At 64.4% G+C, this 25,599-nt stretch carries 24 protein-coding genes; 21 read left to right on the top strand and 3 right to left on the bottom strand.

The features are described from left to right. Positions 1–8 precede the first annotated feature (8 nt). The 3 genes from AC0L3B_RS29320 to AC0L3B_RS29310 are packed head-to-tail and all read left to right on the top strand — an operon-like array spanning position 9 to position 2,751. Complete coding sequence (locus AC0L3B_RS29320; protein ID WP_007608710.1) at positions 9–1,055, top strand: ABC transporter substrate-binding protein; 1,047 nt, start codon at positions 9–11, stop codon at positions 1,053–1,055. Between the two features lie 17 nt (positions 1,056–1,072). Next, complete coding sequence (locus tag AC0L3B_RS29315) at positions 1,073–1,936, top strand: ABC transporter permease (RefSeq protein ID WP_026233654.1); 864 nt, start codon at positions 1,073–1,075, stop codon at positions 1,934–1,936. After that, positions 1,936–2,751: an ABC transporter permease gene (locus tag AC0L3B_RS29310; protein ID WP_018458752.1), complete on the top strand. Its 816-nt coding sequence runs from the start codon at positions 1,936–1,938 to the stop codon at positions 2,749–2,751. Before AC0L3B_RS29315 ends, AC0L3B_RS29310 begins: the two co-directional genes overlap by 1 nt. Here the strand turns inward: AC0L3B_RS29310 and AC0L3B_RS29305 are convergent, their stop codons facing one another. Further along, on the bottom strand, positions 2,752–3,087 hold the full coding sequence (locus tag AC0L3B_RS29305) for a hydroxyisourate hydrolase (protein WP_026233653.1): 336 nt from the start codon (positions 3,085–3,087) through the stop codon (positions 2,752–2,754). A gap of 26 nt (positions 3,088–3,113) precedes the next feature. On the opposite strand from AC0L3B_RS29305, the gene AC0L3B_RS29300 reads away from it, so the two are divergent. Continuing rightward, positions 3,114–4,310, top strand: coding sequence for an MFS transporter (locus AC0L3B_RS29300; protein WP_026233652.1), 1,197 nt, complete (start codon positions 3,114–3,116; stop codon positions 4,308–4,310). Next, positions 4,291–5,658: an amidase gene (locus AC0L3B_RS29295; RefSeq protein ID WP_018458749.1), complete on the top strand. Its 1,368-nt coding sequence runs from the start codon at positions 4,291–4,293 to the stop codon at positions 5,656–5,658. The genes AC0L3B_RS29300 and AC0L3B_RS29295 overlap by 20 nt, the downstream gene beginning before the upstream one ends. A 33-nt stretch (positions 5,659–5,691) precedes the next feature. On the opposite strand, the gene AC0L3B_RS29290 is transcribed toward AC0L3B_RS29295, so the two are convergent. Both AC0L3B_RS29290 and AC0L3B_RS29285 read right to left on the bottom strand, forming a co-directional pair. After that, on the bottom strand, positions 5,692–6,648 hold the full coding sequence (locus AC0L3B_RS29290) for a MurR/RpiR family transcriptional regulator (RefSeq protein ID WP_018458748.1): 957 nt from the start codon (positions 6,646–6,648) through the stop codon (positions 5,692–5,694). A 23-nt stretch (positions 6,649–6,671) separates the two neighbouring features. Then, on the bottom strand, positions 6,672–6,872 hold the full coding sequence (locus AC0L3B_RS29285) for a hypothetical protein (RefSeq protein ID WP_473381491.1): 201 nt from the start codon (positions 6,870–6,872) through the stop codon (positions 6,672–6,674). A gap of 15 nt (positions 6,873–6,887) precedes the next feature. On the opposite strand from AC0L3B_RS29285, the gene AC0L3B_RS29280 reads away from it, so the two are divergent. From AC0L3B_RS29280 to AC0L3B_RS29205, 16 genes are all read left to right on the top strand, one after another. Beyond that, positions 6,888–8,429, top strand: a complete 1,542-nt coding sequence (locus AC0L3B_RS29280) for an ABC transporter substrate-binding protein (protein ID WP_026233651.1) — start codon at positions 6,888–6,890, stop codon at positions 8,427–8,429. 78 nt (positions 8,430–8,507) lie between these two features. Continuing rightward, positions 8,508–9,452 (top strand): ABC transporter permease, encoded by a 945-nt coding sequence (locus AC0L3B_RS29275; protein WP_018458746.1) that lies wholly within the window; start codon positions 8,508–8,510, stop codon positions 9,450–9,452. Next, entirely contained in the window at positions 9,449–10,309 is an 861-nt protein-coding gene (locus tag AC0L3B_RS29270) for an ABC transporter permease (protein WP_018458745.1), read from the top strand. The genes AC0L3B_RS29275 and AC0L3B_RS29270 overlap by 4 nt, the downstream gene beginning before the upstream one ends. Positions 10,310–10,312: 3 nt before the next feature. Then, positions 10,313–11,287, top strand: coding sequence for an ABC transporter ATP-binding protein (locus AC0L3B_RS29265; RefSeq protein WP_026233650.1), 975 nt, complete (start codon positions 10,313–10,315; stop codon positions 11,285–11,287). 29 nt (positions 11,288–11,316) lie between these two features. Beyond that, the gene (locus AC0L3B_RS29260) at positions 11,317–12,249 is read left to right on the top strand and encodes an ABC transporter ATP-binding protein (protein ID WP_247363395.1); all 933 of its coding nucleotides are present in this window, start codon (positions 11,317–11,319) and stop codon (positions 12,247–12,249) included. Between the two features lie 339 nt (positions 12,250–12,588). Beyond that, complete coding sequence (locus tag AC0L3B_RS29255) at positions 12,589–13,839, top strand: ABC transporter substrate-binding protein (protein WP_026233649.1); 1,251 nt, start codon at positions 12,589–12,591, stop codon at positions 13,837–13,839. 130 nt (positions 13,840–13,969) lie between these two features. After that, positions 13,970–14,797 (top strand): AraC family transcriptional regulator, encoded by an 828-nt coding sequence (locus AC0L3B_RS29250; RefSeq protein ID WP_027569321.1) that lies wholly within the window; start codon positions 13,970–13,972, stop codon positions 14,795–14,797. 200 nt (positions 14,798–14,997) lie between these two features. Continuing rightward, positions 14,998–16,008, top strand: a complete 1,011-nt coding sequence (locus AC0L3B_RS29245) for a branched-chain amino acid ABC transporter permease (RefSeq protein WP_018458740.1) — start codon at positions 14,998–15,000, stop codon at positions 16,006–16,008. Position 16,009: 1 nt separating this feature from the next. Continuing rightward, entirely contained in the window at positions 16,010–17,131 is a 1,122-nt protein-coding gene (locus AC0L3B_RS29240; protein WP_018458739.1) for a branched-chain amino acid ABC transporter permease, read from the top strand. Continuing rightward, positions 17,124–17,906: an ABC transporter ATP-binding protein gene (locus tag AC0L3B_RS29235; protein ID WP_007593014.1), complete on the top strand. Its 783-nt coding sequence runs from the start codon at positions 17,124–17,126 to the stop codon at positions 17,904–17,906. The genes AC0L3B_RS29240 and AC0L3B_RS29235 overlap by 8 nt, the downstream gene beginning before the upstream one ends. Next, positions 17,899–20,112 (top strand): Tm-1-like ATP-binding domain-containing protein, encoded by a 2,214-nt coding sequence (locus tag AC0L3B_RS29230; RefSeq protein ID WP_473381490.1) that lies wholly within the window; start codon positions 17,899–17,901, stop codon positions 20,110–20,112. The genes AC0L3B_RS29235 and AC0L3B_RS29230 overlap by 8 nt, the downstream gene beginning before the upstream one ends. A 3-nt stretch (positions 20,113–20,115) precedes the next feature. Then, positions 20,116–20,949, top strand: a complete 834-nt coding sequence (locus tag AC0L3B_RS29225) for a phosphoenolpyruvate hydrolase family protein (protein WP_018458736.1) — start codon at positions 20,116–20,118, stop codon at positions 20,947–20,949. A 25-nt stretch (positions 20,950–20,974) separates the two neighbouring features. Then, positions 20,975–23,878: a flotillin family protein gene (locus AC0L3B_RS29220; protein WP_026233647.1), complete on the top strand. Its 2,904-nt coding sequence runs from the start codon at positions 20,975–20,977 to the stop codon at positions 23,876–23,878. Between the two features lie 9 nt (positions 23,879–23,887). Next, positions 23,888–24,325, top strand: a complete 438-nt coding sequence (locus AC0L3B_RS29215) for an SRPBCC family protein (RefSeq protein ID WP_018458734.1) — start codon at positions 23,888–23,890, stop codon at positions 24,323–24,325. A 5-nt stretch (positions 24,326–24,330) separates the two neighbouring features. Beyond that, entirely contained in the window at positions 24,331–24,780 is a 450-nt protein-coding gene (locus tag AC0L3B_RS29210; protein WP_018458733.1) for an SRPBCC family protein, read from the top strand. Beyond that, a complete protein-coding gene (locus AC0L3B_RS29205) occupies positions 24,777–25,595 on the top strand; it encodes an FAD binding domain-containing protein (RefSeq protein WP_018458732.1) in 819 nt (272 codons plus the stop codon). Before AC0L3B_RS29210 ends, AC0L3B_RS29205 begins: the two co-directional genes overlap by 4 nt. The last annotated feature ends 4 nt before the right edge of the window (positions 25,596–25,599 follow it).

The following is a 25,599-nucleotide window of genomic DNA, read 5'->3' as shown; positions in this document are numbered from 1 at the left end:
GTTCGACCATGATCATGAACCGCCGAAGCCTGATGACGACCGCACTCACACTCGGCGCCATGAAGGCGTTTCCCGGACTGAGCTACGCCCAGGCCCGCCCGCTGGTGTTTGCGACCTTCACCGGAAGCTGGGAGGAGGCGCACAAGGCCGTGCTGGTGCCGGCCTTTCGCAAGGCGAACGCCGATGCCGCGATGGTGCTCGACCCCATGCTCTCGGTCGACCAGATCGCCAAGGTGAACGCCGCCAAGGCCAATCCGCCGATTGACGTCATGCTGCACGATCCCGGCCCGGCCCTGGTCGCAATCGGCCAGGATCTGGTCGAGCCATACCCCGTCGAGAAGAGCGCCTATTACAAGGACCTGATCGCCGAGGCCCAGGAGCCGATGGGCCCTGCCCCCTTCTTTCAGGTCGTCGGCCTCACCTACAATCCGGAAGCCGTCAAGACGCCGCCGACCTCCTGGGCCGATCTGTGGAAGCCCGAGTTCAAGGGCCGCGTTGGCATCACCAACCTTAACTCGACGCTCGGCACCGGCTGGCTGGTCGAGATCGCCAAGATGCGCGGCGGTTCGGAAGCCAATGTCGATCCCGGCTTCAAGGCGATCGAGGAGCTGAAGCCCAACCTCGCCGCGGTCGCCGCCAATCCCGGCGCGCTCGCCACCCTGTTCCAGCAGGGCCAGATCGATATCTCGCCCGGCAATTTCAACGCCATCCAGATCCTGAAAGCGCGCGGCGTGCCGGTCGAGTTCGTGGCCCCGAAGGAAGGTGCCATCGCCTTCAAGACCACGATCCACATCGTCAAGAACTCGCCCAACCGCGAGCTCGCCTTCAAGCTGATCGAGGCGTCGTTGACCCCGGAAGTGCAGACCACGCTGATGAACCCGCCCTACCTGATCGTGCCGACCAATTCCAAGGTGGCGATGGGCGGCGAGATCGCGCGCGTGCTCGCCAAGGACACGGCCGAGCTGAAGCAGAAATTCGTGTTCCAGGACTGGAAGAAGATCAACGAGCAGCGCTCGGCCTGGATCGAGCGTTTCAACCGCGAGATCAAGATCTAGAGCTTCAAGGACTCATGATGGGCACAGCACCGGCATCACGAGACGTCACGTCCTACGGGATGGGATTGGCAGCGCCGCTGGCGCTGTTCTTCCTAGTGTTCTTAGTGGCGCCGCTGCTGCAATTACTGTGGCTCTCGTTGCACAACGACACGGCCGCGCTCCATTGGGGACTCGGCCAGTATCTGCACTTCCTCACCGATCCCTTCAGCCTCAGCGTGCTCGGCTCGACGCTGCTGCTTGGGGCCGAGGTGACGGCCGTCTGCCTCGTGCTCGGCTTTCCCATCGCCTGGCTTTACCAGCGGGTCGGGCCGCGGCTTCAGACCATCATCATCCTGATCGTGCTGCTGCCGCTTTTGACCAGCGTCGTGGTCCGTACCTTCGCCTGGATCGTCATCCTGGGCCGCCAGGGCATCATCAACGCGACGCTGCAATCGCTCGGCATCATCGAGACGCCCCTGAAACTGCTCTACACCCAGTTCGGCGTCGTCCTCGCGCTGGCGCAGGTGCAGATGCCGCTGATGACGCTGCCGCTGATCACCGCGCTCGGCCGGATCGATTCCAATCTCGACGACGCCTCCTGCTCGCTCGGCGCTGGAAGCTGGCGCACGTTCTTCCGGATCGTGCTGCCGCTGTCGCTGCCCGGCGTGATCGCCGGCTGCACGCTGACCTATGCCGCCGCGATCACGGCCTTCATCACCCAGTCGCTGATCGGCGGCGGACAGATGCTGTTCATGCCGATGTATCTTTACCAGCAGGCTTCGACCCTGCAGAACTGGCCGTTTGCCTCCGCAATCTCGATCATCTTTTTGCTCGCGGTGCTCGCGGTCGTCTCCGTCTTCACCACGCTCGGCCGCCTGTCGCGCGGCTATGGAGGTGCGTGATGAGCGGGCGCAAGCGCACCCTGGAGGCGTTCAGTTTCGAGCTGGTCATGAGCCTGATCGCCGCGATTGCGCTGATCATCATCATCGCGCCGTCGCTGGTGGTGCTGATCGTCTCGTTCACCAGCGGCTTCTCGCTGCGTTTTCCGCCGCCGGGCTATTCGCTGCGCTGGTACGCCGAATTGTGGAACGCCTGGCAGCTGCACTTCGCAGCCAAGAACAGCCTCATCGTGGCACTGTGGGCGACGGGCCTGTCCGTGGTGCTCGGCGTTGCCGCCGCGCTCGCGATCTCGCGCTCACCGACGCTGTCGGCGCGGCTGCTCGATTCCCTCTTCATGTCGCCGCTGGTTCTGCCGGCGCTGGCCTTTGGCCTTGCCGCGTTGATGCTGTTCTCGCTGGTCGGCCTGCCGGTGTCGCCGTTGACGCTGGTAATCGGCCACACCGTGGTCTGCGTGCCCTATGTCGTGCGCAATACGATTGCGGCGCTTGCCCAGCTGGAGCCGACCCTGCTGGAGAGCTCGGCCGTGCTGGGCGCCGGCCGCATCTACACGTTCCGGCGCATCGTGCTGCCGCTGATCCGGCCGGGCATCATCGCGGGCGCCTTCATCGCCTTCATGTCGTCCTTCGACAACGTGCCGGTGTCGCTGTTCCTGCGTGATGCCGCCACCGACATGCTGCCGATCCGGATGTGGCAGGACCTCGAGGGCAAGCTCGACGTCACCATCGCCGCGCTGTCGGGCGTGCTGATCATTGCAACCGTCGCGTTGGTCGCGATTATGGAGCGCGTCACGGGGTTATCGCGGCGGCTGACCAACTGATCAGGCGCCGCGGAACAGCGAATAGCCCCAGCGCGTGAATTTCAGCGGCAGGTGAAAATGCTCGTCAACATTCTTGATGCGAAAGCGGAACGGCGTCACCGTGAGAAACCCGTCGCGCTCGCCAAAGAACTCGCCGAGATGAAACAGGACCTCATACTCGCCCGCCGTCACGCCCGCCCCCTGCGCAACGGGATGATCGAGCACGCCGTTGACACCAAGCCGTCCGTCGGCGACGCGCAGCGAGTCCGGATCGATCCGCCAGATCTCGACGCGCAGACCCTGCGCCGGGCGTCCGCTCGCCACATCGACCGCGTGAATGGAAATGCCACCTGCCACAATGTTCCCCCCGAGAGCGCTGCACCATGGTAGACGCAAACACGGCCGTTCGACCAGCGCCCGCATTGCTGCCCGCGCTTGGCGCCACGACCTCATTGCAGGCGCTGGTGGCTCTGGCTCTGTTCGCGCCGGGCGTGGTGGCACCGCGCGCCCATATCGAGGTCTGGCAGCTCTCGATGTTCTCCTGCGCCGTGTTCGCGGTCGGCATTCCCGCCTCGTTCTGGGGCGGCGGCTTCATCGCCCGCCTGGGCTCGATGCGGATCGCGAGCCTCTGCGCGGCGGCGATCATCGCCAGCATGGCGCTGGCTTCGCTCGGCTCGACGGCGGCCCTGCTCGCAGCCGGCCTCTGTCTTGGCCTCGCCTTCGGACCGGAGACGCCCGCAAGCGCGGTGCTGCTGGCGCGGCTCGTGACGGCCGAGCGGCGCGCGTTCGTGTTCTCGGTTCGCCAGACCGGAAACCAGATCGGCGCCGTCTGCGGCTCGCTGGTTCTGCCCGCGATCGCAATCTCGCTCGGGCCCGCCTGGTGCTATGCCGCCGTGGGCGCCTGTGCGCTGCTGGCGATAGCGTGGTTCGAGCGCCTGCGGCCCGCCTACGCCGTCAAGGTCGTGCCACTGCCGGAGCTTAGCCTTCGCACGCGGCTGGCACTGGTGATCGCGGACCGGCGCATCGCAATGCTGGCGCTGGCCTCGATGCCCTTCAGCGCGATGCAGGTGTCGCTCAATACGGTCTTCGTCACGCTCGGCACCCGCGAGCTCGGCCTCAGCCATGTCGAGGCCGGCATGGCGCTTGCCTGCGCCCAGGCCGGCGGCCTGATCGGCCGGCTCGGCTGGGGCTTCGTCGCAACGCGCCTCAATGCCTCGCGCGGAGTTCTCGTCGTCATCGGCCTCGGTATGACGTTCTGCGCCGCGCTGCTGGGTCTCGATGGCGTATCGCTCGGGCGGACCGGCCAGTTCGCGATTGCAACTCTGTTCGGCCTGACGGCCTCCGGGTGGAACGGTGTCTTCGTCGCCGAGATCGCACGCCTCGCCCCGCAGGACAGGATTGGCGAAACCACCGGCGCGGTGCTGACCGCATCCTACGCCGGCCTCTTGGCAGCACCGGCGCTGGTGTCCTTCCTGGACAGCGCAGCCAGTCTCGGTGCCGCCTTCTTCGCCTTGGCTTGCCTCGCCCTCTGCGGCACATTGGCACTGGTCTGGGGAGGCCATGACAAAGGGAAGAAGTAGCGCGTGCGAGATTGCGGCCGACGTCTCCGCCGGACGAACGAGTGCGGTCGAGACCGCCAAGGCCGCGCTTGCGCGCATCGAGGCCGCCAAGGCGCTGAACGCAGTGGTGACGACCGCTCCTGCGCGTACGCTTGCCGACGCCGCAGCGGTCGATGATCGCCTGCGTGCCGGCGAGACGATGCCGCTCGCCGGTGTCCCCGTCGTCGTCAAGGACAACATCTGGGTCCGTGACTGGCGTGTGACACAGGGCTCGCGCCTGTTCGCCGAATTCGTCGCGCCGCAGGATGCGATTGCGATCGAGCAGCTGCGCAAGGCCGGCGCCGTCGTCGTCGGCATCGGCGCAACGTCGGAATTCGCCTGCAAGGGCGTGACCACCTCGCCGCTGTATGGGCCAACGCGGCATCCGCTGGATCCCACGTTGACGCCCGGCGGCTCGTCGGGCGGCCCTGCCACGGCGGTTGCGGCCGGCCTCGTGCCGCTAGCGATCGGCACCGATGCGGGCGGCTCGAGCCGCAGGCCGCCGGCCCATGTCGGCGTCGCGGGGTTCAAACCGTCCTATGGCGCGATCCCCTATGGGCCAGGCTTCGCCGAACCGTTTTTCGGCCTCTCCGTCATCGCGCCGATCGCCACTGACGTTGCCGATATCGCGCTGGCGTTCGAGGCCATGGCCGGCGTCGATCCGCGCGATCCGGATTCAGCCGGCATCGCTCAAGAGGCCAAAAACATCGCCGGTCTGCGCATCGCGTTCTCGCCGCGCCTTGGGCTCGACGTCGCCGTCGACGATGTTGTCGCTGAAGGGCTCGCTTTCGCCATCGCGCGTCTCTCCGCCGCTGGCCTCAGCATCGCGCAGCGCGATCCCGTCTGGCCGGCGGGCGCGACGGAAGAGGCTATCATGCCGCTTCAGCAGGCCGGCCTCGCCGCACTCTATCGAGATGCCTTCCGCGAGGATCCGACCGTGTTCGATCCTGACATCGCCAGACAGATCGAGCGAGGGCTGTCGTGGTCGGGCGCCGACGTTGCCGGTGCGCTGCTGGCAAGCGCCGCAATCGCCAATGCTTTCGCGGCATTCTTCACCGAGGTTGATCTGCTGCTGGCGCCAACCGTTCCCTGTGTCGCCTGGCCATTCACCCAGCTCGGACCCGACATGATCGGTGGCCGCGCGGCGAGCCCGCGCGCGCACGCGGCGTTAACGCCCTTTGTCAATCATGCTCGTCTGCCGGCGATTTCGCTGCCGTGCGGAACGGATCGGTGCGAACTTCCATTCGGCCTTCAGGTCATCGCCGCGCGCGGACAAGACCGCACGCTGCTTGAAGCAGCGCAAGAGATCGAGGCCATATTGCGAACATAATCCCGAGAGGCGGGCGGTGGGCTAATTGCCCGCTCAGTCTCCCAGCGGCCCTTTGGCGTCCCCGTCGCTCCCCTTCAGCAACTCGTATTTGATCCGCCGCATGCGCGCCTGGGCTTCGAGCGGTTTGCAATAGGCAGTTGACGCCGCAAGCAGATCGATGGTGGCGAGAAATGCATAGCGCGACGCCGTCGGCTTGAGCGCGTCGGGCGCCTCGGGCACGTGTACGCCAAGCGCAATATCGGCGATCGAGGCCAGCCTGCTTTGCGGCTTGGTAATTGCGATGACCAAGGCGCCGTATTGCTTGGCGATACTGGCTGCCTCGATCACCTCGTTGGCTGCACCGGTGGTCGAGATGGCAACGACGACATCATCCCGTCCGAAGGTCGCGGCAATCATGCGCATCAAGCTCGGATCGGAGGCATGCGAGACGGCAATCCCAAGACGAAAGAACCGGTTCTGAACCTCCGCCGCCGCAAGAGTGGAACCGCCCCCCACCCCGAACGCTGCAAGCTTCGAACAGCGGGAGATAGCTTCGGCAGCCCGCTCGATGTCCTCCTTGCGAAGTCCCTCCTCGGCAGCGGCAATTGCACGGCGAATTTCCTGAAACACCGACCGCCAGAGCGCGGGGCGCGCCAGATCGGTCCCGACATGCGGGGGAAGCTCAACGTAAATCCGCCCGACCGCCATTGCTTGAGCCAGCCTCACCTTGAGGTCGCGGACGCCCCGGCAACCGACGGAGCGGCTGAACCGGGTTACCGTCGGCTCGCTGACGCGCGCCCGACGGGCCAACTCGGAATTGCTGGCGTGAACGGCAAACTCCATATCGGCCAGCAGCACCGTGGCAACGCGTTGCTCGGACGGGCTGAGGCTTAGAGCGCTCTGCCTGATGAGGGAGATGATGTCGCCGGCCACGACATTGTCGTCGCCGGGCGGCTTCGAGATTGCTGCACCAACGGCTCTCGCCGGGTGATTTCGCTTTGCACGCGCCATTGCCCGCCCTTTCCCAGGTCAGATCAACCTGCGCCCTTGGCAAGAAGCTGCCGTAAGAAACCTTCAGCATCGACCAAACGTATATCGGCATGCCACATCAATAACAGCATTTTCTGCTTGATAATTGCCAAATTGTGTATGTAACTTTCAAACAAGAAATAGCGTGCCGTCAGCCCAACAGCTGAAAGGCACATCCCTGCACCGGGAAGCAGGCGGCTCAACAAGGCGGGAGGGCGATCATGAGATACGGTCCAAGTGTCTTGATGCGTGGCGTCGTGGGGCTGGCCACCGCGTCATTTTTGATTGCGCAGGCCAATGCCGCCACCCTGCTACGCGAAGCCACCATCGGAGAACCGCCGCCGCTCGATGTCATGCTGACGACCGCCGACGTCGCATCGGTCATCGGCCGCCACATCTTCGAGACCCTGTATGCGCTAGACTCGACCTATACGCCGCGTCCGATGCTGGCCGAGAGCGATCGCACGGAAGACGGCGGTCGGACCATCGTCATCAAGCTCCGCGAAGGAGTCCTCTTCCACAACGGCAAGGAGATGACCGCCAAGGACGTAGTCGCCTCGATGACGCGATGGGGCAGTTTCGGTGCACGCGGCAAGCTCCTGATGGCGGCGGCTACGTCGGTCGAGGCGACCGGAAAGTATGAAGTCACGCTGAAATTGTCCGCGCCGAACGGCGCCTGGAAGGCTCTCATTGCGGACGTCAATGGCGGTCTTGCGATCTATCCGGAAGACATAGCCGCCAAAGCGGGGAACCGGCCGATCGAGCAGAAGGACTATATCGGCACCGGGCCCTACAAGTTCGTGGAGTGGCGGCCGAACCGCTATGTCGAGGTGGAGAGGTTCGAGGGCTACAAGCCGGTGAAGGAAAAGGGTGACGGCTTCGCCGGCGCCCGCGTTGCGAGCTTCGACAAGATCCGGTTCATTCCGGTGCCTGACGTCGGCACGCGCGTGAGCGGCGTGCAGGCGGGTGACTACGACTATGCGGAAATGATCTCCGGCGATCTGTACGAGTCCCTGAGCAAAGATCCATCGGTCCAGGTGCAGCGTACCAACGCGCCGATCTTCGGCCTTTTCTTCATGAACTCGAAGCAGGGAATCCTGAAGGACAATTACAAGCTCCGCCGCGCCATCCAGACCGCGCTGGACAAGTCGCAGGCGCTGCGCGTCGCCTTCGGTCCCAAAGACCTGTGGAATGCCGAAGGATCGATCTTTCCCAATGGCACCCCCTGGTACTCGACGGAAGGCGCCTCAAATTATAGTGCGCACGATCCGAAGAAGGCCAAGGAGCTCGCAAAGGAGGCGGACTACACGGGGACGCCGATCCGCCTGCTGGTCTCGACGAACTATCAGGCACACTATGACGAAGCCTCCGTCTTCACCCGTCAGCTGGCCGACGCCGGAATCAATGTTCAGATGATGGTCGTCGATTGGGCGACCCTTCTGAAGATGCGCGGCCAGCCGGAACAGTGGGACATCTTCGTCACGCACCATTCCTTCGCGCCGGACCCGCTGCTGCTCACGTTCCTGAATGCGAGTTATCCCGGCTGGTGGGACAGCCCCGAGATCGGCTCGCTTCGGGCCGAGTTGATCAACACGACCGATCCAGCCGCGCGCAAGTCGACATGGGACAAGATCCAGTCGCTGATCTATGAGCAGGTACCGGTGATGAAAGTAGGCGATGCCTACACCTACGACATTGCTTCTCCCAAGCTCAAGGGGCTCAACCCAAACGGTCCGGTGTTCTGGAATGTGTCCACGAAATAAGGACGGGCAATGAGGCCGCGAGGACTGTCGAGCGCCGGCGCCGGCGCGCATCGTTGCCGCTGACAGGCGCCCAATCACATGTGGTCTTACGCATTCAAGCGCGCAGGAACGACGGCGGTGACGCTGCTGGCAGCGTCCATCATCATCTTCGCGTTCATCCATATCGTGCCGGGTGACCCGATCTATGTTTTGCTCGGTGATACCGCGACTCCCGACCAGATCGACGCCTTGCGACACCAGCTCGGTCTCGACCAGCCGATCATCCTGCAATATCTCACTTGGGCCGGCCATGTGCTCGAGGGCGACCTCGGGCGGTCGATCTTCTTCCAGGCGCCCGTGCTGTCGATGATTGCCGATGGCGCCGAGACCAGCACCTTGCTCGCCACCATGACGATGATCTGGGTTGCCGTCATCGGCGTGCCGATCGGAATGATTGCGGCGGTCCGGCACGGCACGTGGCTCGATCAGGGATTGTCCGGTGGGGCGATGCTGATGGCCTCGATACCCACGTTCTGGGTCGGGCTCTATCTGATCCTGATCTTCGCCGCGTGGCTCGGCTGGTTTCCGAGCTCCGGCTATCCGTCGATCTTCGAAGGCGGTGTCGTCAATCTCCGCTATCTCGTCCTCCCCAGCCTGGCGCTTGCGGCTCCGAATGCTGCTTTGATCCTGCGGCTGACGCGCGCCAGCATGCTCGACGTCTCCCGGGAGGACTACGTGCGCACGGCGCGGGCAAAGGGAATCCGGCCGTGGCAGGTCGTGCGCCGCCACATCTGGCGCAATGCACTCCTGGCGGTCGTCTCGGCCTTCGGCTTCACCTTCGCCGCGCTGCTGTCCGAGGCGGTGGTGACCGAAACCGTGTTTGCCCTGCCCGGCATCGGCCGCCTCGTCGTTCAGTCGATCCTTCGCCGAGACTACCCTGTGATCCAGGGCGTCATCCTGGTCATCGTGGTGGTTTATCTCCTGATCAATCTGATCGTCGATCTGAGCTATCGTCTGCTCGATCCGCGGGTTGAACTTCAATGAGCAGCAACAGCGTGACATTGTGGCTCAAGCCGTTCATCGCCCGCCCGATCGCGCTGGCCGGGCTCGGCGTCCTTCTGGCGACTGTGCTCGCCGCGGTCTTCGCACCCTGGCTGTCGCCTTACGATCCGTATGCCATCGATCCCCTGATCCGCCTGACGCCCCCGAACATGACCCACTGGTTCGGCACCGACCAATTCGGCCGGGATACCCTGTCGCGCACCATTCATTCAGCACGCATGGCACTTTTGATCGGCTCGGGCGTGGTCGTCTTCGCTCTCGCGACAGGCGTTCCGGCCGGCGTACTTTCCGCACTGTTCCCGCGGCTGGGTCACCTGCTGATGCGCATGGTCGACGTGCTGATGGCCTTCCCGACTCTGCTTCTCGCACTTGGCCTGATTGTCATCTTGAGCCCGAGTGTGGCCACCGTCATTCTGGCCATTGGGATCGGCTACATGACGACGACGACCCGCATCGTCTACGGACTGACGCTGCGCTTGCGCGCGGAAACCTATGTCGAGGCGTCCCGCAGCATGGGCGCCGGAGCGGCATGGCTCATCAGTCGGCACATCTTGCCGAACCTGGTCTCGCCACTTCTCGTGCAGGCCAGCTTCGTCTTCGCGTTCGCGCAGCTCGGCGCGGCTTCACTCGATTTCCTGGGCCTCGGCGCCCCTCCGGACATTCCGAGCTGGGGCAATATGCTGGCGGAGTCACGGACCTTCATCACCCGCGCGCCGTGGCTGCTCTTCTTCCCGGGCATGATGATCGTGGCGACGGCATTTTCTCTGAACCTGGTCGGCGATGCATTGCGCGATCGACTCGATCCGCGGTTCCGTCAAGTCTTTGGTGAGAAGGGTTAGGCCGTGCTGACAGTTTGCGACCTTACGGTGTCAGTGGGGCCGGAAACCGCGCCGGTCGACATCGTCGCGGGCGTGTCCTTCGGCTTGGCCAAGGGCGAAATCCTCGGCCTCGTCGGCGAGTCCGGCTGCGGAAAGAGCATGACCTCGCTTGCGGTCATGGGATTGCTGCCGCAGCCCGGTCCCCGAGTCCGGGCCGGGCGCGTCCTGTTGGAGGGCTGCGACGTAACGCAGCTGCAGCCCTGGCAACGTGTCGAAGCGGGCCACGGCCGCATGGCAATGATCTTTCAGGAGCCGATGACCTCACTGAACCCTGTTCGTCGGATCGGCGATCAGATCGCCGAAGCCGTACGCGTGCATGAGGGAATTTCGGGCGCAGCGGCGCTGGTCCGTGCGCGCGAACTGCTCGAACTGGTACGTATGCCGGACCCCAAAATGCAGCTGTCCGCGTATCCCCATCAGTTGTCCGGAGGCCAACGCCAGCGGGTCATGATCGCGATTGCGCTGGCCTGCAGGCCACAGGTGCTGGTCGCCGACGAACCGACCACTGCGCTGGATGTCACCATACAGGTTCAGATTCTCGGGCTCTTGCGCGAGCTCTGCAATCGGCTCGATATGGCGATATTGTTCATCACTCACGACATGGGAGTCATTGCGCAGCTCGCCGATCGTGTCGCTGTCATGTACGCCGGCCAGATCGTGGAAACCGCTTCAGTCGATGCGCTGTTCGGCGCACCCCGTCATCATTACACCCGCGGACTGATGGATTGCATGCCGTCGCGAAATTCCGGCGCGCGCCGGCTGCCGACCATTTCTGGTCAGCCGCCGCTGCCAGGTTCGGTCGCCGCTGGCTGCGTGTTTGCCTTGCGTTGCGCAGCGGTGCGCGATGAGTGCCGCGTGGCGACCCCGCCCCGCCTGGAGGCTTCCCAAGGGCACGAGGTGCTCTGCGCGTTTCCGCTGGCCGGCGGAGAGCTGCCATGAGCGGCAATGTAATCCTCGAGGTCCGGGACATGATGGTCTCGTTCAGTGCCAGGCGGGCCGGTCGGAAATACCGGGTGCAGGCGGTGGATGGTGTATCGCTGTCGCTGGCCGAAGGCGAGGTCCTCGGGATCGTGGGCGAGTCCGGCTGCGGCAAGACCACGCTGGGCCGAGCCCTCGTCGGGCTGGTCCAGCCCGACAGCGGCAACTTCAATTTGAAGGGAACCGAAATGATCGGAGCCCGCGGCTCCGGCCTCCGCGAGATGCGTCTGAGCGTCCGGATGGTTTTCCAGGACCCCAATGCATCGCTCAACCCGCGGCGCGCAATTGGAGATTCGGTGGCGGAGGCGGCCGACATCAGCGGCTTCTTCAAGAACCGCGCCGAGCGCAGCGCGGCCATAGCTGCGACCTTGACGGCCGTCGGGTTGAACCCGTCTTTCGCCGCTCGCTACCCCTACGAACTGAGTGGCGGGCAACGGCAACGGGTCGGAATCGCACGCGCCATTCTTCCCACGCCGTGCATCATCGTCGCCGACGAGCCGGTCTCGGCCCTCGACGTGTCCGTGCAGGCCCAAGTGCTCAATCTGATGATGGATCTGCGTGACCAATTGAGACTGTCGATGCTCTTCATCTCGCACGACCTTGGCGTGATCGGGCAGATCAGCAGCCGCGTTGCTGTCATGTATATGGGCCGCATCGTGGAGCAGGCCGGGACGCGGACGGTCCTGGATCATCCGCTCCATCCCTATACGCGCGCGTTGGTGGCGGCAATTCCGAAGCCCGATCCATCGAAACGGATCCAGGGCGCGATCGAAATGGGTGAACCGCCAAGCCTCTTCACGCGACCGCACGGCTGTGCATATGCGCCCCGCTGCCCTATGGCCAGCGATCGCTGTCTCGTCGATGTGCCACAACTTCGATTTGTCGGTGCGGACGGTCGGACGATCGCCTGCCACAACGTATAACCAGCGAGTGCCGCGCGCCGCGAAATGACGCAACGCCTACGATTGATTTCTCCTCTATTCGAGCGATCCAATTCAAGCGGCGGCAGTCCGCGGCCGCCATGCGGCTGGCGGGTGCAAATCGGGAAGCCTGACGCCTGTTGCACCGCGATGTTAATCGCGACGCAACATTCAAAATGAGACTGCCCGTTAAGCCGCGCACGGCTCCAGCACGTGCGCTGCATCGGAGTTCGGTTAGCCTCCGTTTCAAGCACCGTTAGCCTTGTCCGAACGCCGCACCGCGCGGCGGGCGCGTCAAGGCGCGGTGAAAAACAGTGACAAGAACGCCCAGGGAGGAGAGCAATGTTGAAAGGCAGTCTAGGACTGATCGCGTTGAGCAGCCTGTTACTTTCGGGCACCGCCTTCGCACAGGAGAAGATCAAGGTCGGCGTCACCGCGACGCTCGAAGGCACCTACACCGTACTCGGCGAGGACGGCATCCGCGGCTTCCAGACGGCCCTCAACGTCCTCGGCAAGAAGGTCGGCGACAAGGAACTCGAATTTGTCATCGCCTCGACCGACGCGACGCCGGACTCCGCCGTACGAGCCGTGCGCAAGCTGATCGAGCAGGACAAGGTACAGATCCTGCTGTCGCCGCTCTCTGGTGACGAAGGCATCGCGGTCAAAAATTTTGCAAAGACCCATCCCGAACTGACCTTCATCAACGCCGCCTCCGGGGCCCAGGAAACGACCTATGTCGATCCGGCTCCGAACTTTTTCCGCTACAACATGGACGGTGCGCAGTGGCAGGTGGGCCTCGGCAAATATGCTTATGACGAAAAGAAGTATCGCAAGATCGCGACCGTCGGCGAAGACTACTCCTTCATCTATACGCAGGTGTTCGGCCTCGTGCTCGAGTTCTGCGGTGCCGGCGGACAGGTCACCAACCGGCAATGGGTGCCGCTCGGCACCAAGGACTTTGCCTCGGTCATCGCCGCACTGCCCGACGACGTCGACGCAATCTATCTCGGCCTCGGCGGCGCCGACGCCGTCAACTTCCTGAATCAGTACCAGCAGGCCGGCGGCAAGGCGCATCTGATGGGCGGCTCGATCATGATCGACCAGACCATCCTGTCGTCCAAGGGAAACGCCAAGAATGCCCTGATCGGCACGCTGGCCGCGAGCGGCCAGGCCGACACTTGGGAGAACCCAAGTTGGCAGAAGTTCGTGAAGGACTATCAGGACGCCTTCCCGCCCAACAAGCGCTTCCCGAGCCCATCGCTGCTCGCCACCAACTATTACGGCTCGACCATGGCGCTGATCCAGGCGCTCCGCCAGGTCAATGGCGATCTCTCCAACAATCAGGCCAAGTACAAGGAGGCCCTTGCCAAGATCGAGATCGACGCACCCAACGGCAAGATCAAGCTGGACTCCAACCGCCAGGCGATCGGCACCAACTTTGTCACCGAGGTCGTCGACGACGGCAAGGGCGCGCTGTTCTCAAAGGTCGTGAAGGTGATCCCGGACGTCAACCAAACGCTGGGCTACGATCCCGCGGTGTTCGCCAAAATCGGTTTGCCGAGCCGCACAGTACCGGAATGTAAGAAATACTGACCTAGTCTCATTCGCGAGCGATGACCGGCCGGGGAGAGATTTGCCAGAAGCGCGACACGTGCGCCCTTGCATTCTCTCCTCGGTTGTTGAACGCTACCAAAAAATACCAAGAGCTTTTGGGAGGAGAGGCATGAGCCGGGCGCTCGCCGTCTTCCACGGCCGCTTTGGTCGGGCGACGGTCTATCAGTTGAACCGCCCTTTCAACATCCACGCACATCGCGAAGGTCATTTGATCTTCCATGTCGGCGGGCGTTCCGCATGCATCGATGTCAGTGACGGACGTTACGAGCTCACCGAAGGTTCCGTCGTCGCGGTCAATCCGTGGGAGCCGCATAATTTCCTGCCGTCCGATCTCGAAGGCGGCGCCGTTTTCTTCGTGCTCTACGTCAATGCGGAGTGGTTTGCGCCCGACGCGCCCGGCGCCGACCGCCTGCGCTTCGGCCGCACCCAGTTCACGCGGTCCGTTGCGCTGGACAAGCACATCAGGCACGCAGCCGCCCTCGTGTGCGGCGCTCCCTCGCTCAACAGCCTCGATGGCGAGCTGAGAAGCCTGATCGACATCTGTTATGACGAAAGCTGGCAACAGGCGGCGACCGCGCGCGATCCGCGCGCAAACGGTTCCGTCACGGATTTTCGTGTGCGCAAGTGCATCAAGATGATGTCGGAGAGTCCTGGCGCCGAGATCGAGCTCGATACCATCGCGCGCGAATCTGGCCTTTCCCGGCCGCATTTCTACCGGCTCTTCCGCACCCAGACCGGCGTCACGCCACACCTCTATCTCAACACGCTGATGATGGAGCAGGCGCTGGAGGCGCTGGTGGCGAGCGAAGCGCCGATCGCCGATATCGGCTTCGATCTCGGCTTCTCGTCGCAGAGCGGATTCACCCGCTTCTTCGCTGCCAATGTCGGCATGGCGCCGACCGATTATCGCCGCGCGGCCAAGGTTTTGCGCGCCTGAGGTCACGCGAAAAGATACTCACGATCAAGCGCCTCCGTTACAGCCGCATTAGGATGCGACAAACGCGATCCCGAAACGAGGATCGCGCGCGATAGGGAGCGCACGTTCATGGCAGGGCTTGCGGCCGGCGACGGTCTGCGTGCCCCTCCGCCCCGCTTGCGGGGTGAGAGATGGGGTGACGCGAAGACGGAGCGGCGATCATGACCCGCTTTGTCGAACGCCATCCCGCCTGGGCACTGATTGTCATCATCGCAATCGCGGTAGCACTCTGGCTAATTTTCGCAGTGTGGCCGCAGAGCGTCGAAGATGCGTTCGGCCGCAAGCGGGTCTTCCTCAACGCGCTCTTCAACGGCATCACGCTCGGCGGTCTCTATTTCCTCGTCGCCAGCGGCTTTACGCTGATCTTCGGCTTAATGCGTAACGTCAACCTCGCGCACGGCTCGCTCTATTTGTTCGGCGGCTATGTCGGCTACGCCATCAGCGTCGCGACCGGTTCATGGGTCCTCAGCTTCATCGTCGCTTTCATCCTGACGGCACTGGTCGGCGTCCTGCTCCAGGTCCTCGTCTTCCGCCGCATGGAAGGCCAGGATCTGCGCCAGACCATGGTGACGATCGGACTCTCGATCGTGTTCGCCGATTTGATGCTGTGGGCATGCGGTGGCGATTTCTATCAGATCCAGACCCCGAACTGGCTGATCGGACCTGTGGAGCTGCCGCTGGTCACTGCGGTCAAGTCCTCAGGTGAGCCGGTCTATCTCCGCTATCCCCTGGTCCGACTCGTGATCTTCGTCGCCTCCGTCGTGATCGGCGTGGCGATGTGGCTGGCGCTCAACCGCACGCGCATCGGCATGATCATCCGCGCCGGGGTCGACGATCGCGACATCCTGGCTGCGACCGGAGTACGGATCCAACTCGTTTTCGTGGTGGTGTTTGCGCTCGGCGCCGGCCTCGCTGGCGTTGCGGGCGTTGTCGGCGGAACGTTCCAGTCGCTCTCACCCGGCGAGGATATCCGCTTCCTGCTCGCCTCCCTCGTCGTTGTGATCGTCGGTGGCATGGGCTCGATCCCAGGGGCTGCGCTGGGCGCGCTCATCATCGGCCTCGCCGAACAGCTCGGCTCGGTCTACATCCCGACCTACGCCATCGTCGTGACCTTCCTGATCATGGTTTTGGTGCTGGCAATTCGGCCGCAGGGCCTGTTGACGAGGCGCTGACATGTCCCTCGCCCACGACGCCCGCGTCCCGGTTCGTCCCGCCACTGCGGTGCAGCGCTCGAAATTGCGCGGATGGCCGGAGATCGACAATCCGGCGGCCTGGGCCGTCGCGGCCATTCTCCTAATCATGCCCCTGATCGCCAACGGCTTCTTCCTGATCGAGATCTTTGCGACCACGCTGATCCTCGGAACCATGGCGCTGAGTCTGATGTTTCTTGCCGGCTATGGCGGCATGGTCAGCCTGATGCAGCTCACCATCGCGGGTTTCTCCGCCTATATGGTCGCGGTGTTTGGCGTCAGCGGCAACGCCAATATCAGCCTGGGCTGGCCGTGGTGGCTTGCGGTCCCAATGGCGCTCGCGCTCGCGACCATATTCGGCACGCTCGGCGGCGCGCTGGCGGTGCGCACCGAGGGCATCTACACCATCATGATCACGCTCGCGATCGGCGCGGCGTTCTATTATTTCACTAACCAGAACTGGGCGATCTTCAACGGTCATACCGGCATCAATACCGTTGCCACACCGCATTTCTGGGGCGTCAACTGGCGCGCCGACATTCCATTCTACTATATCGTCCTCGCAGTAGCCGCGCTGTGCTACTTCGCCGTCGACTACATCTCCCGCGCACCGTTCGGCCTCGCGTTGCAAGGTGTCCGCGACAATCCCCGCCGCATGGCGGCACTCGGCTTCAACGTCAATGCGCATCGCGTCGCGGCCTACGTCTTCGCGTCCTTCGTCGCGGCGCTGGCAGGGGTACTCCAGGTCTGGAATTACCGGCAGATTTCGCCGGGATCCGTGAGCGTTGGGGCCTGCATCGATATCCTCATCATCGCAGTCGTCGGCGGCATCACGCGTCCCATCGGACCCTTTATCGGCGCGCTGATCTTCGTACTGCTGCGGACCTTCGCACTCGACTTCCTGGTCAAGCTGGGGCTCGACGGCAACCGCTTTCGGCTCCTGATCGGCCTCGGCTTCCTCGCTATCGTGTTCTGGTCCTCGGACGGCGTCATCGGACTCTGGCAGAGCTGGCGGCGCCGCCAACGCTCCGGCGCGGCAAGTTCAAGCGGACGACGTGGCCGAGAATCTGACCAAGGATCCAGCCAAGGATCCCACCATGGATAGCGTCGCGCAACGCCTCTCTGTCGTGGGCGCCGGCGCGGCGCTGGAGCTGCGCGGCGTGACACGTCTGTTCGGCGCGCTGGCGGCACTCACCGACATCACCATTACCGTCCGCCCCGGCGAACGGCGCGCCGTGCTTGGCTCTAACGGCGCCGGCAAGACTACGCTGTTCAACTGCATCACCGGCGACTTCCCACCTTCTTCCGGCACCATCCGCTTCTTCGGCGAGGACGTCACGCACTTCCCGCCCTATGAGCGCATCCGCCGTGGCCTGCGCCGGACTTACCAGATCTCCGCGCTGTTTCCGGGCCTTACCGTCCAGGACAATGTCTACCTCGCCTGCCGTGGCGTCTCACGGGGACGCTTCTCGTTTCTCCGCCCCGGTCAGAACGATGCGTTGATGCACGCGGCCGAAAATCTCGTGCAGGCCGTCCATCTCTCGGGCGTGAAGGATCAGCGCGTTGCCGAGCTCGCGCATGGCCAGCAGCGCCAGCTCGAGATCGCACTTGCGCTTGCCGGCGCGCCGCGATTCGTCCTGTTCGATGAACCCGCCGCGGGGCTGTCGCCGACCGAGCGTGCCGAGCTGATCGAGATATTGACCTCCCTGCCCGCGCATATCGGCTACATCATCATCGAGCACGACATGGACGTCGCCCTGCGCGTCGTCGAGAGCGTCACGATGATGCACAACGGGCGGATCTTCAAGGAAGGCCGTCCGCAAGAGATCGAGTCCGATCCCGAAGTGCAGGAGCTTTACCTCGGAGGCGGCCATGAATGAGGTCCGCCGTACCGCCGCCGCGCTCGAAGTCCGCGGCCTGGACGTCTATTACGGCCATTCGCATGCGCTGCAGGGCGTGGATCTGACGCTCGAGGCCGGCGTGTTCTCGGTCGTTGGCCGCAACGGCATGGGCAAGACCACGCTATGCAAGGCCATCATGGGGCTGGTGCCGGTCAGCGGCGGCTCGATCCGCATCCGCGGGGATGAGATCACCCGACAGCCGCCTGCCCACATAGCCCGACTCGGCGTCGGCTACGTTCCGCAGGGACGGCGGCTGTGGCGTTCACTCAGCGTCGATGAGCATCTGCGGCTTGCCGCCGGCTTGCGCCGCGGCGCCTGGACGGTCGAGCGCATCTACAAGACGTTTCCGCGGTTGGCCGAGCGCAAGGATCACGGCGGCGGCCAGCTCTCCGGCGGCGAGCAACAGATGCTTGCGATCTCGCGCGCGTTGCTCACCAACCCGCGGCTCCTGATCATGGACGAGCCCACTGAGGGGCTCGCGCCCGTCATCGTGGCCCAGGTCGAGGAGATGCTGCTACGACTTGGCGAGGACGGCGACATGTCCGTGCTCGTGATCGAGCAGAATATCGGCGTGGCGACCGCCGTGTCGCGCAATGTCGCGATCATGGTCAACGGCCGCGTCAACCGCATCATCGATTCGGTGCGGCTTGCCGCCGATCGCGAACTGCAGCAGCGCCTGCTCGGTGTCGGAATGCACGCCGGACTCGAGCTCGACCTCGACGTGCCACCGGCGGATACGGAAGCGAAGCCTCCTCCGCAGCAGACGCGTCCAGGCGGCGCGATCCGCATCTACATGTCAAACCCGACGCCGCCGACACGGTGGTCGCAACCTGTGCCGATCGCCCGCATCGAGGCTGCGGCCCGCATGTTCTCGACACAGGTGATGCGACTCGACGAGACGGCACGGCGACGGCGCGAACCGGTCGCCGCACAAACGCAGGGCCCTCCGGTCGTCCTCGTCGTCGGTACGCTCGACACCAAGGGCACGGAGCTCCGCTTCATCCGCGACATCATCGCCGGGACCGGCCTGCGAACCCGATTGGTCGATGTCTCCACCAGCGGCAGGCACGCGGCCAGCGACGTCTCCGCCCAGGAGATTGCCTTGAACCATGGTCGCGGCGGATCGGCGGTATTCGGACCCGACCGCGGCGCCGCCGTCGCCGCGATGGCCGAGGCCTTCGCCAGCTGGTTGCGACGCCAGAACAATGTTGCCGGCGTGATTTCTGCCGGTGGCTCGGGCGCAGCGTCGCTGGTCGCGCCCGGTATGCGGATGCTTCCTGTCGGGGTGCCGAAGCTCATCGTCTCGTCCGTCGCCTCTGGCGACGTCGGGCCCTATGTCGGCCCCGCGGACATCACCATGATGCATTCGGTTACCGACGTTCAGGGCCTCAACTCGATCTCGCGCGCCGTGCTGGCCAACGGCGCCAACGCGCTGGCCGGCATGGTCAAGGCGCGCCTTGATCAGCATTCGCGGAAGGATCGCGGCGACAGCGGATTGCCGTCGGTCGGCATCACCATGTTTGGTGTCACCACGCTGGCGGGGCAGAAGATCGCGGCCGACTTGCGCGAGGATTTCGAGTGCCTGGTCTTCCACGCCACCGGCGTCGGAGGACGCTCAATGGAGAAGCTCGTCGATTCCGGACAGCTCGCAGGCGTCATCGACCTCACGACCACGGAGGTCGGCGATCTCCTGATGGGCGGCGTGTTCCCGGCCATCGACGACCGCTTTGGCGCCATCATCCGCAGCCGGGTGCCTTATGTCGGCTCGGTAGGCGCTCTGGACATGGTGAATTTCGGCGCCCCCGAGACCATCCCGGAGCGCTACCGCGGCAGGAAATTCCACGTCCACAACCCGCAGGTCACGCTGATGCGCACCACTGCAGAGGAGAACGAGCGCATGGGGCACTGGATCGCCGACCGGCTCAACCGGATGGACGGCCCGGTGCGCTTCTTCCTGCCTGAGGGCGGTGTCTCCGCGCTCGACGCGCGAGGACAGTCATTCTGGGATCCGGACGCCGATGCGGCGCTGTTCCGCACGCTGGAGCGCAACGTGCGGCAGACCGCCAACCGTCAGCTCATCCGCATTCCCAAGAATATCAATGACCCCGAGTTCGCCTCCACCATCGTCAGCGCGTTCCGAACATTGTTCGGCCGCATTGGGGCGCGCCGGAGACTAGCGAGGTGACCGATGGCCCGGTTTGAACGCGCTGCACTGTTGAATCGCTTCCGCGAGATGGCAAGGCGCGGCGAGCCCATCGTCGGCGGCGGCGCCGGCACCGGCCTGTCGGCCAAGTGCGAGGAGGCCGGCGGTGTCGACCTCATCGTCGTCTACAATTCCGGCCGCTACCGCATGGCCGGCCGAGGCTCGCTCGCGGGATTGATGGCTTACGGCGACGCCAACGCCATCGTGCTGGAGATGGCCGGCGAAGTGCTGCCCGTGGTGACCAGGACGCCAGTGCTCGCCGGCGTCAATGGCACGGATCCGTTCCGCGACATGGATCTTTTCCTGGACCAATTGAAAGCGCTCGGATTCGCTGGCGTACAAAACTTTCCGACCGTCGGCCTTATCGACGGCGTGTTCCGCGCCAATCTCGAAGAGACCGGTATGTCCTATGCCCTCGAGATCGACATGATCGCAAAGGCGCGCGAGAAGGACCTGCTGACGACGCCCTACGTCTTTAGCGAGAAGGAAGCTGCCGCGATGGCGATCGCAGGCGCGGATATCATCGTCTGTCATCTGGGCCTGACGACCGGGGGCAGCATCGGCGCGCAGACCGCACTCAAGCTGACCGATTGCCCAGCGCACATCGACACCTGGGCCTCCGCCGCGCTCGGCGTCAATCCCGACATTCTGGTGCTCGCTCATGGCGGACCAATCTCCGATCCGGACGATGCCGATTTCATCATGAGGAACACACGCAACTGCCACGGCTTCTACGGCGCCTCCTCAATGGAACGGCTGCCGGTCGAGCGGGCGCTGACGGATCAGGTTCGCAAATTCAAGGCGATCGGCGCGCGATAACGCCGAAAGGTCGAGGGAGAGAAACATGTCAGGGACTCTGGTCGGTGAATTGATCCTCTGGCTGATCGTCGCCGTCGTGGTGATCGTGGTCGGCGTCTACATCGTGAACTGGCTTTATCACCGCTCGTCCAAGGAGACCTCATTCGTCCGGACCGGCCTGCTCGGCGAGCGCGTTGTGATCAACGGCGGCGCCTTCGTGCTGCCGTTCATCCACGACTACACGCCCGTCAACATGAACGTGCAGCCGATGGGCATCGTGCGCTCCCGCCAGGACGCCGTGATCACCCGTGACCGCATGCGCGTCGACATCGAGGCCGATTTCTATGTCCGCGTGCAGGCGACCCGCGAAGCCGTGTCTATCGCGGCCGCCACACTCGGCCGCCGCACCATGGAGCCCGAACAGCTCCACGCCCTCCTCGCCGGCAAATTCATCTCGGCCATTCGTTCCGTTGCCTCGGAGATGACCCTCGAGCAGATGCACGAGCAGCGCGGTGAGTACGTCGCCCGCCTCAAGGCGAACGCCGCAGAGGCCCTCGCCCAGAACGGGCTCGAGCTGGAATCAGTCGCGATCACCGATCTCGACCAGACCGATCTCGAATTCTTCAACCCCTCGAACCGCTTCGACGCCGAAGGTCTGACCCGCCTGATGGAGGACATCGAGGCCAAGCGCAAACTGCGCAACGACATCGAGCAGGATTCGATGATCAAGATCCGCTCCCGCAACCTGGAGGCCGAGCGGCAGGCTCTCGAGATCGAACGCGAAAGCGAGACGGCGCGCCTCGAACAGGAGCGTGACATCGAGATGCGCCGCGCCCTGCAACGCACCGAGGTCGCACGCGAACGGGCCCTGCGCGAGACCGAAGCTGAGCAGGCGCAGATTTCCGCCCGTGAAACCATCGAGAAGGCGCGAATCGCCAACGACCAGGCGATCGCCGAAGCCCGTATCGCCTCGGAGCGTGAGACCCGCCAGCGGGAGATCGAGCGCACCCGCACCATCGAGGAGAAGGAACTGCTCGCACGGGAGGAAATCGAAAAAGCCCGGATCGCCAACCAGCGCTCGATCGATACCAGCCGCATCGCTTCCGAGCGCGAGGTGCGCCAGCGCGAAATCGAGCGGATGCGGACCGTCGAGGAAGCCGAGATCACCGCCCGCGAAGCGATCGAGAAAGCGCGTATCCAGCAGGACCGCGTCGTGACCGACGCCCGCATCGCTAACGAAGAGGAGACCCGGCGCCGCGAGATCGACCGGACCCGCGCCGTGGACGAAGCCGAGATTGCTGCCCGCGAGACGACCGAAAAGGCCCGCATCGCCCAGACCATGATTGTCAATGTCGAGCGCATCGCATCCGATGAGCGCACCCGTGCGCTGGAGATCCAGCAGGTGCGTAACATCCAGGAAGCCGAGATTGAGGCGCAGCGCGCGGTCGAGGCGGCGCGAATCGACCGGGAGCACAGGCTCGCCGTCGAGCGCATCGCGGTCGAGCAGAATACCCGGCAGTTGGAAATCGAGCGAAATCAGACGCTGGAAGTCGCAGAGGTCGCGGCGCGCGAAGCCACCGAAGCTGCCCGCATCACCCAGCAAGAGCGCGTGCGGTCGCTGGAAATCGCCCGCAACCGCGCCGTCGAGGAAGCCGACATTGCCTCGCGGGAAGCCATCGAAGCCGCCCGGATCGCGCAGGAGAAGTCCGTTGCAGCCGAGCGTATCCAGGCCGAGCGTGACACACGCGCGCTCGAGATCGAGCGCTCAGCCGTGCTCGAGGCGGCCGAGTTGAAGCGCCGCGACGCCATCGAGCGCCAGCGCATCGGCGTCGATCTCGCGCTCGAGGCCGAGCGGATCACGTCCTCCAAGAAGCGCGAAGTCCTCAATATCGAGCACAAGAAGGCGATCGAGATCGCGGATGAGGACCGCGTCATCGCGCTCTCGACCAAGAAGTCCGAGCGCATCGACGCCGACCGCCAGGTCAGGCAGGCCGAGATTGTCGCGCGCAAGGAGGTCGAGACCACCGACGTCTCGCGCGAGCATGCGCTGGAGGCGGCGCGAATCGAGCGCCGCCGTTCGATCGAACAGCTCGAAGTCGCTCGCGTCCAGTCGCTCCAGGAAGCCGAGATTGCCGCGCGGGAAGAGGTTGAGCGCTCCCGCATCGCCTCCGATCGCGGCCTCGACGAGGCCCGCATCGGCCGCGAGCGCGAGTTGCGCAAGCTCGAAATCAATCGCGAGAAGGAGGTCGAGACCGTCTTGATGGAAAAGGCGATTGCTATCCACCTCAAGTCGCTGGAGGAATCCGCGGCCAAGGCCTCGGCTGAGGAAGCGCGGGTGCATGCCACTGAAGCCACCGAGCGCGTCATAACCGCGCGCGAGAGCGAGATCGCGAAGCGTCGCAAGACCGTGGAGATCCTGATCGCCGAGAAGCAGGCCGAGGAGACGCGAATTGCCGCGGAAGCCGAACGGATCCGCGCTGCAGTCGAGGCCGAGGCGCAGCGTATGCTCAACGAGGCCGAGAACGTGCTGACCGACCAGGCGCGCTACTCGCTATTCCGTAGAAAGCTGCTCGACCGCATCGAGGGCATCGTCCGTGAGAGCGTCAAGCCGATGGAGAAGATCGAGGGCATCCGCATCCTGCAAGTCGATGGTCTCAACGGCAACGGCCATGGCGGGAATGGCGGCCGTAGCGCCACCGACGAGGTGATCGACTCGGCGCTGCGCTACCGCGTCCAGGCGCCGCTGATCGATTCGCTTCTGGCGGACATCGGCGTCGAAGGTGGCAGCCTCGCCAAGATGCCAGGCCTGATCCGGGAAGCTCGCGACATGCAGGGCATCAAGGACTCCGCGCGCAAGAGCGGCGGCGGTGGCGAGAAGCCAGCCGCTGCACCCTCGCCTGCAGCCGACGGCGAGCCGCCCGCCGAGCGCAGCCCCCGAAAGAAGAGCTGAGGTCGCACCATGGCCCGCGTCTACGTCTCGACCGTCGTCAAGGCGCGCAACGATCGCGTCTGGGCGCGAGTGCGCGACTTCAACGGTCTGCCGAACTGGCATCCCGCGATTGCGGAAAGCCGCATCGAGGGTGGCGAGCCCTCCGACAAGATCGGCTGCGTCAGGGATTTTCGCCTCCGCAACGGCGATCGCATCCGGGAAAAGCTGCTTGGCCTGTCCGATTACGACATGTTCTGCACCTACTCGATCCTCGAATCCCCGATGGGGGTCGAGGACTACGTCGCGACGCTTCGGCTGACGCCGGTCACGGATGGCGACCAGACCTTCATGGAATGGACCGCTGAGTTCGAATGCGCACCCGAGCGGGAGGCGGAGCTTGTCGCGAATATCGGCGGCGGCGTGTTCCAGGGCGGCTTCGACGCCCTCAAACGCCAGTTCGGAGGCTGAGCGCAGTGCCGCATATCGTCAAGAGCACGATCCTGGATGCGCCGACCGGGTCCGTGTGGGCGGTGCTGCGCGATTTCAACGGGCACGATCGCTGGCATCCGGCGGTCGCGGCCTCCACCATCGAGCGGGCGCAGGCCTCGGACAAGATCGGCTGCGTCAGGCGGTTCAAGCTGCAGGACGGCTCGGAGCTGCGCGAGCAATTGCTGACGCTGTCGGATCTGGAGCAGACCTTCAGCTACTGCCTGCTCGATACGCCGGTCCCGATGTTCAACTACGTAGCCCACGTCCGCCTGCTGCCCGTGACGGACGGCGACCGTACCTTCTGGCACTGGGAATCGCGCTTCTCGACGCGGCCGGAGGACAAGGATCGTATCACCCACATGGTCGCGGAAGATATCTACCAAGCGGGATTCGTAGCGATCCGCCGACACCTCAAGGAGGCTGTGTCAACATGACTGTGACGGTGAAGACCTTCACAAGCTCGAGCGAGGCCGCCGCCGCGCTGTCGTCCGATCGCACCGCTCGCTATCTCGGTGGCGGCACGCTCGTGATGCGCGCTCTGAACGAAGGCGATATCTCGCTCTCGACCATCGTGCGCGCCAATGACCAAGCCTTGACGCGCATCGACCCATCTGGTCCGCGGATCACCTTGGGTGCTGGCGTAACTTTCGCCCGGATTCTGGGCGAGCGTGACCTCGCTTTCCTGCACGCCCCTGCCCGCTCGATTGGCGGCCCGGCGGTGCGCAACATGGGTACGGTGGGCGGCAATCTGTTTGCGCCTAATCCCTATGGCGATTTCACCGTCGCCCTGCTTGCGCTCGATGCCACGGTGGCCCTGCAAGGCGGCTTTGGATCGCGCGACATTCCAATTGAGGAGTTTTTGCAGTCACGTGAAAGGCAGGCGGGCGCGCTCGTGCTGTCGGTGTCATGCACGCGACCGACTAGCGCGGAGGCTTTTCGCTACCGCAAGATCGCACGGATCAAGCCCAAGGGCGGCTCGGTCATCACGCTCGCCGCACATCTGCCCATCAGTGGCGGGCGGGTCGCCGGGGCACGAATCGCATTGGGATCGATGGCGCCGACGCAAATACGTGCGCGGGCGGCCGAACGCGCTCTGGAAGGTCGCTCGCTCGATGCCGCGACCGTTGCGGCCGCAGCCTCCGCAGCGGCGGAAGGAACATCGCCCTCCGACAACGCGCTCGGCAGCGCCTGGTACCGCCGCGAGATCGTCGGCGTCCATCTGCGTCGTCTTCTCTTGGGTCAGGAATAGATCG

Source organism: Bradyrhizobium sp. Kon56 (assembly GCF_055807635.1).
This window is presented reverse-complemented; position numbering and strand designations above follow the sequence as displayed.

Bases quoted from the DNA above. Each gene is read 5' to 3' on its own strand.
- AC0L3B_RS29245 (WP_018458740.1), top strand. From the start codon at position 14,998: ATGACCCGCTTTGTCGAACGCCATCCCGCCTGGGCACTGATTGTCATC.
- AC0L3B_RS29290 (WP_018458748.1), bottom strand. From the start codon at position 6,648: ATGGCGCGTGCAAAGCGAAATCACCCGGCGAGAGCCGTTGGTGCAGCA.
- AC0L3B_RS29320 (WP_007608710.1), top strand. From the start codon at position 9: ATGATCATGAACCGCCGAAGCCTGATGACGACCGCACTCACACTCGGC.
- AC0L3B_RS29255 (WP_026233649.1), top strand. From the start codon at position 12,589: ATGTTGAAAGGCAGTCTAGGACTGATCGCGTTGAGCAGCCTGTTACTT.
- AC0L3B_RS29270 (WP_018458745.1), top strand. From the start codon at position 9,449: ATGAGCAGCAACAGCGTGACATTGTGGCTCAAGCCGTTCATCGCCCGC.
- AC0L3B_RS29280 (WP_026233651.1), top strand. From the start codon at position 6,888: ATGAGATACGGTCCAAGTGTCTTGATGCGTGGCGTCGTGGGGCTGGCC.
- AC0L3B_RS29315 (WP_026233654.1), top strand. From the start codon at position 1,073: ATGGGCACAGCACCGGCATCACGAGACGTCACGTCCTACGGGATGGGA.
- AC0L3B_RS29230 (WP_473381490.1), top strand. From the start codon at position 17,899: ATGAATGAGGTCCGCCGTACCGCCGCCGCGCTCGAAGTCCGCGGCCTG.
- AC0L3B_RS29275 (WP_018458746.1), top strand. From the start codon at position 8,508: ATGTGGTCTTACGCATTCAAGCGCGCAGGAACGACGGCGGTGACGCTG.
- AC0L3B_RS29215 (WP_018458734.1), top strand. From the start codon at position 23,888: ATGGCCCGCGTCTACGTCTCGACCGTCGTCAAGGCGCGCAACGATCGC.
- AC0L3B_RS29225 (WP_018458736.1), top strand. From the start codon at position 20,116: ATGGCCCGGTTTGAACGCGCTGCACTGTTGAATCGCTTCCGCGAGATG.
- AC0L3B_RS29235 (WP_007593014.1), top strand. From the start codon at position 17,124: ATGGATAGCGTCGCGCAACGCCTCTCTGTCGTGGGCGCCGGCGCGGCG.
- AC0L3B_RS29240 (WP_018458739.1), top strand. From the start codon at position 16,010: ATGTCCCTCGCCCACGACGCCCGCGTCCCGGTTCGTCCCGCCACTGCG.
- AC0L3B_RS29295 (WP_018458749.1), top strand. From the start codon at position 4,291: ATGACAAAGGGAAGAAGTAGCGCGTGCGAGATTGCGGCCGACGTCTCC.
- AC0L3B_RS29205 (WP_018458732.1), top strand. From the start codon at position 24,777: ATGACTGTGACGGTGAAGACCTTCACAAGCTCGAGCGAGGCCGCCGCC.
- AC0L3B_RS29260 (WP_247363395.1), top strand. From the start codon at position 11,317: ATGATGGTCTCGTTCAGTGCCAGGCGGGCCGGTCGGAAATACCGGGTG.
- AC0L3B_RS29310 (WP_018458752.1), top strand. From the start codon at position 1,936: ATGAGCGGGCGCAAGCGCACCCTGGAGGCGTTCAGTTTCGAGCTGGTC.
- AC0L3B_RS29220 (WP_026233647.1), top strand. From the start codon at position 20,975: ATGTCAGGGACTCTGGTCGGTGAATTGATCCTCTGGCTGATCGTCGCC.
- AC0L3B_RS29300 (WP_026233652.1), top strand. From the start codon at position 3,114: ATGGTAGACGCAAACACGGCCGTTCGACCAGCGCCCGCATTGCTGCCC.
- AC0L3B_RS29250 (WP_027569321.1), top strand. From the start codon at position 13,970: ATGAGCCGGGCGCTCGCCGTCTTCCACGGCCGCTTTGGTCGGGCGACG.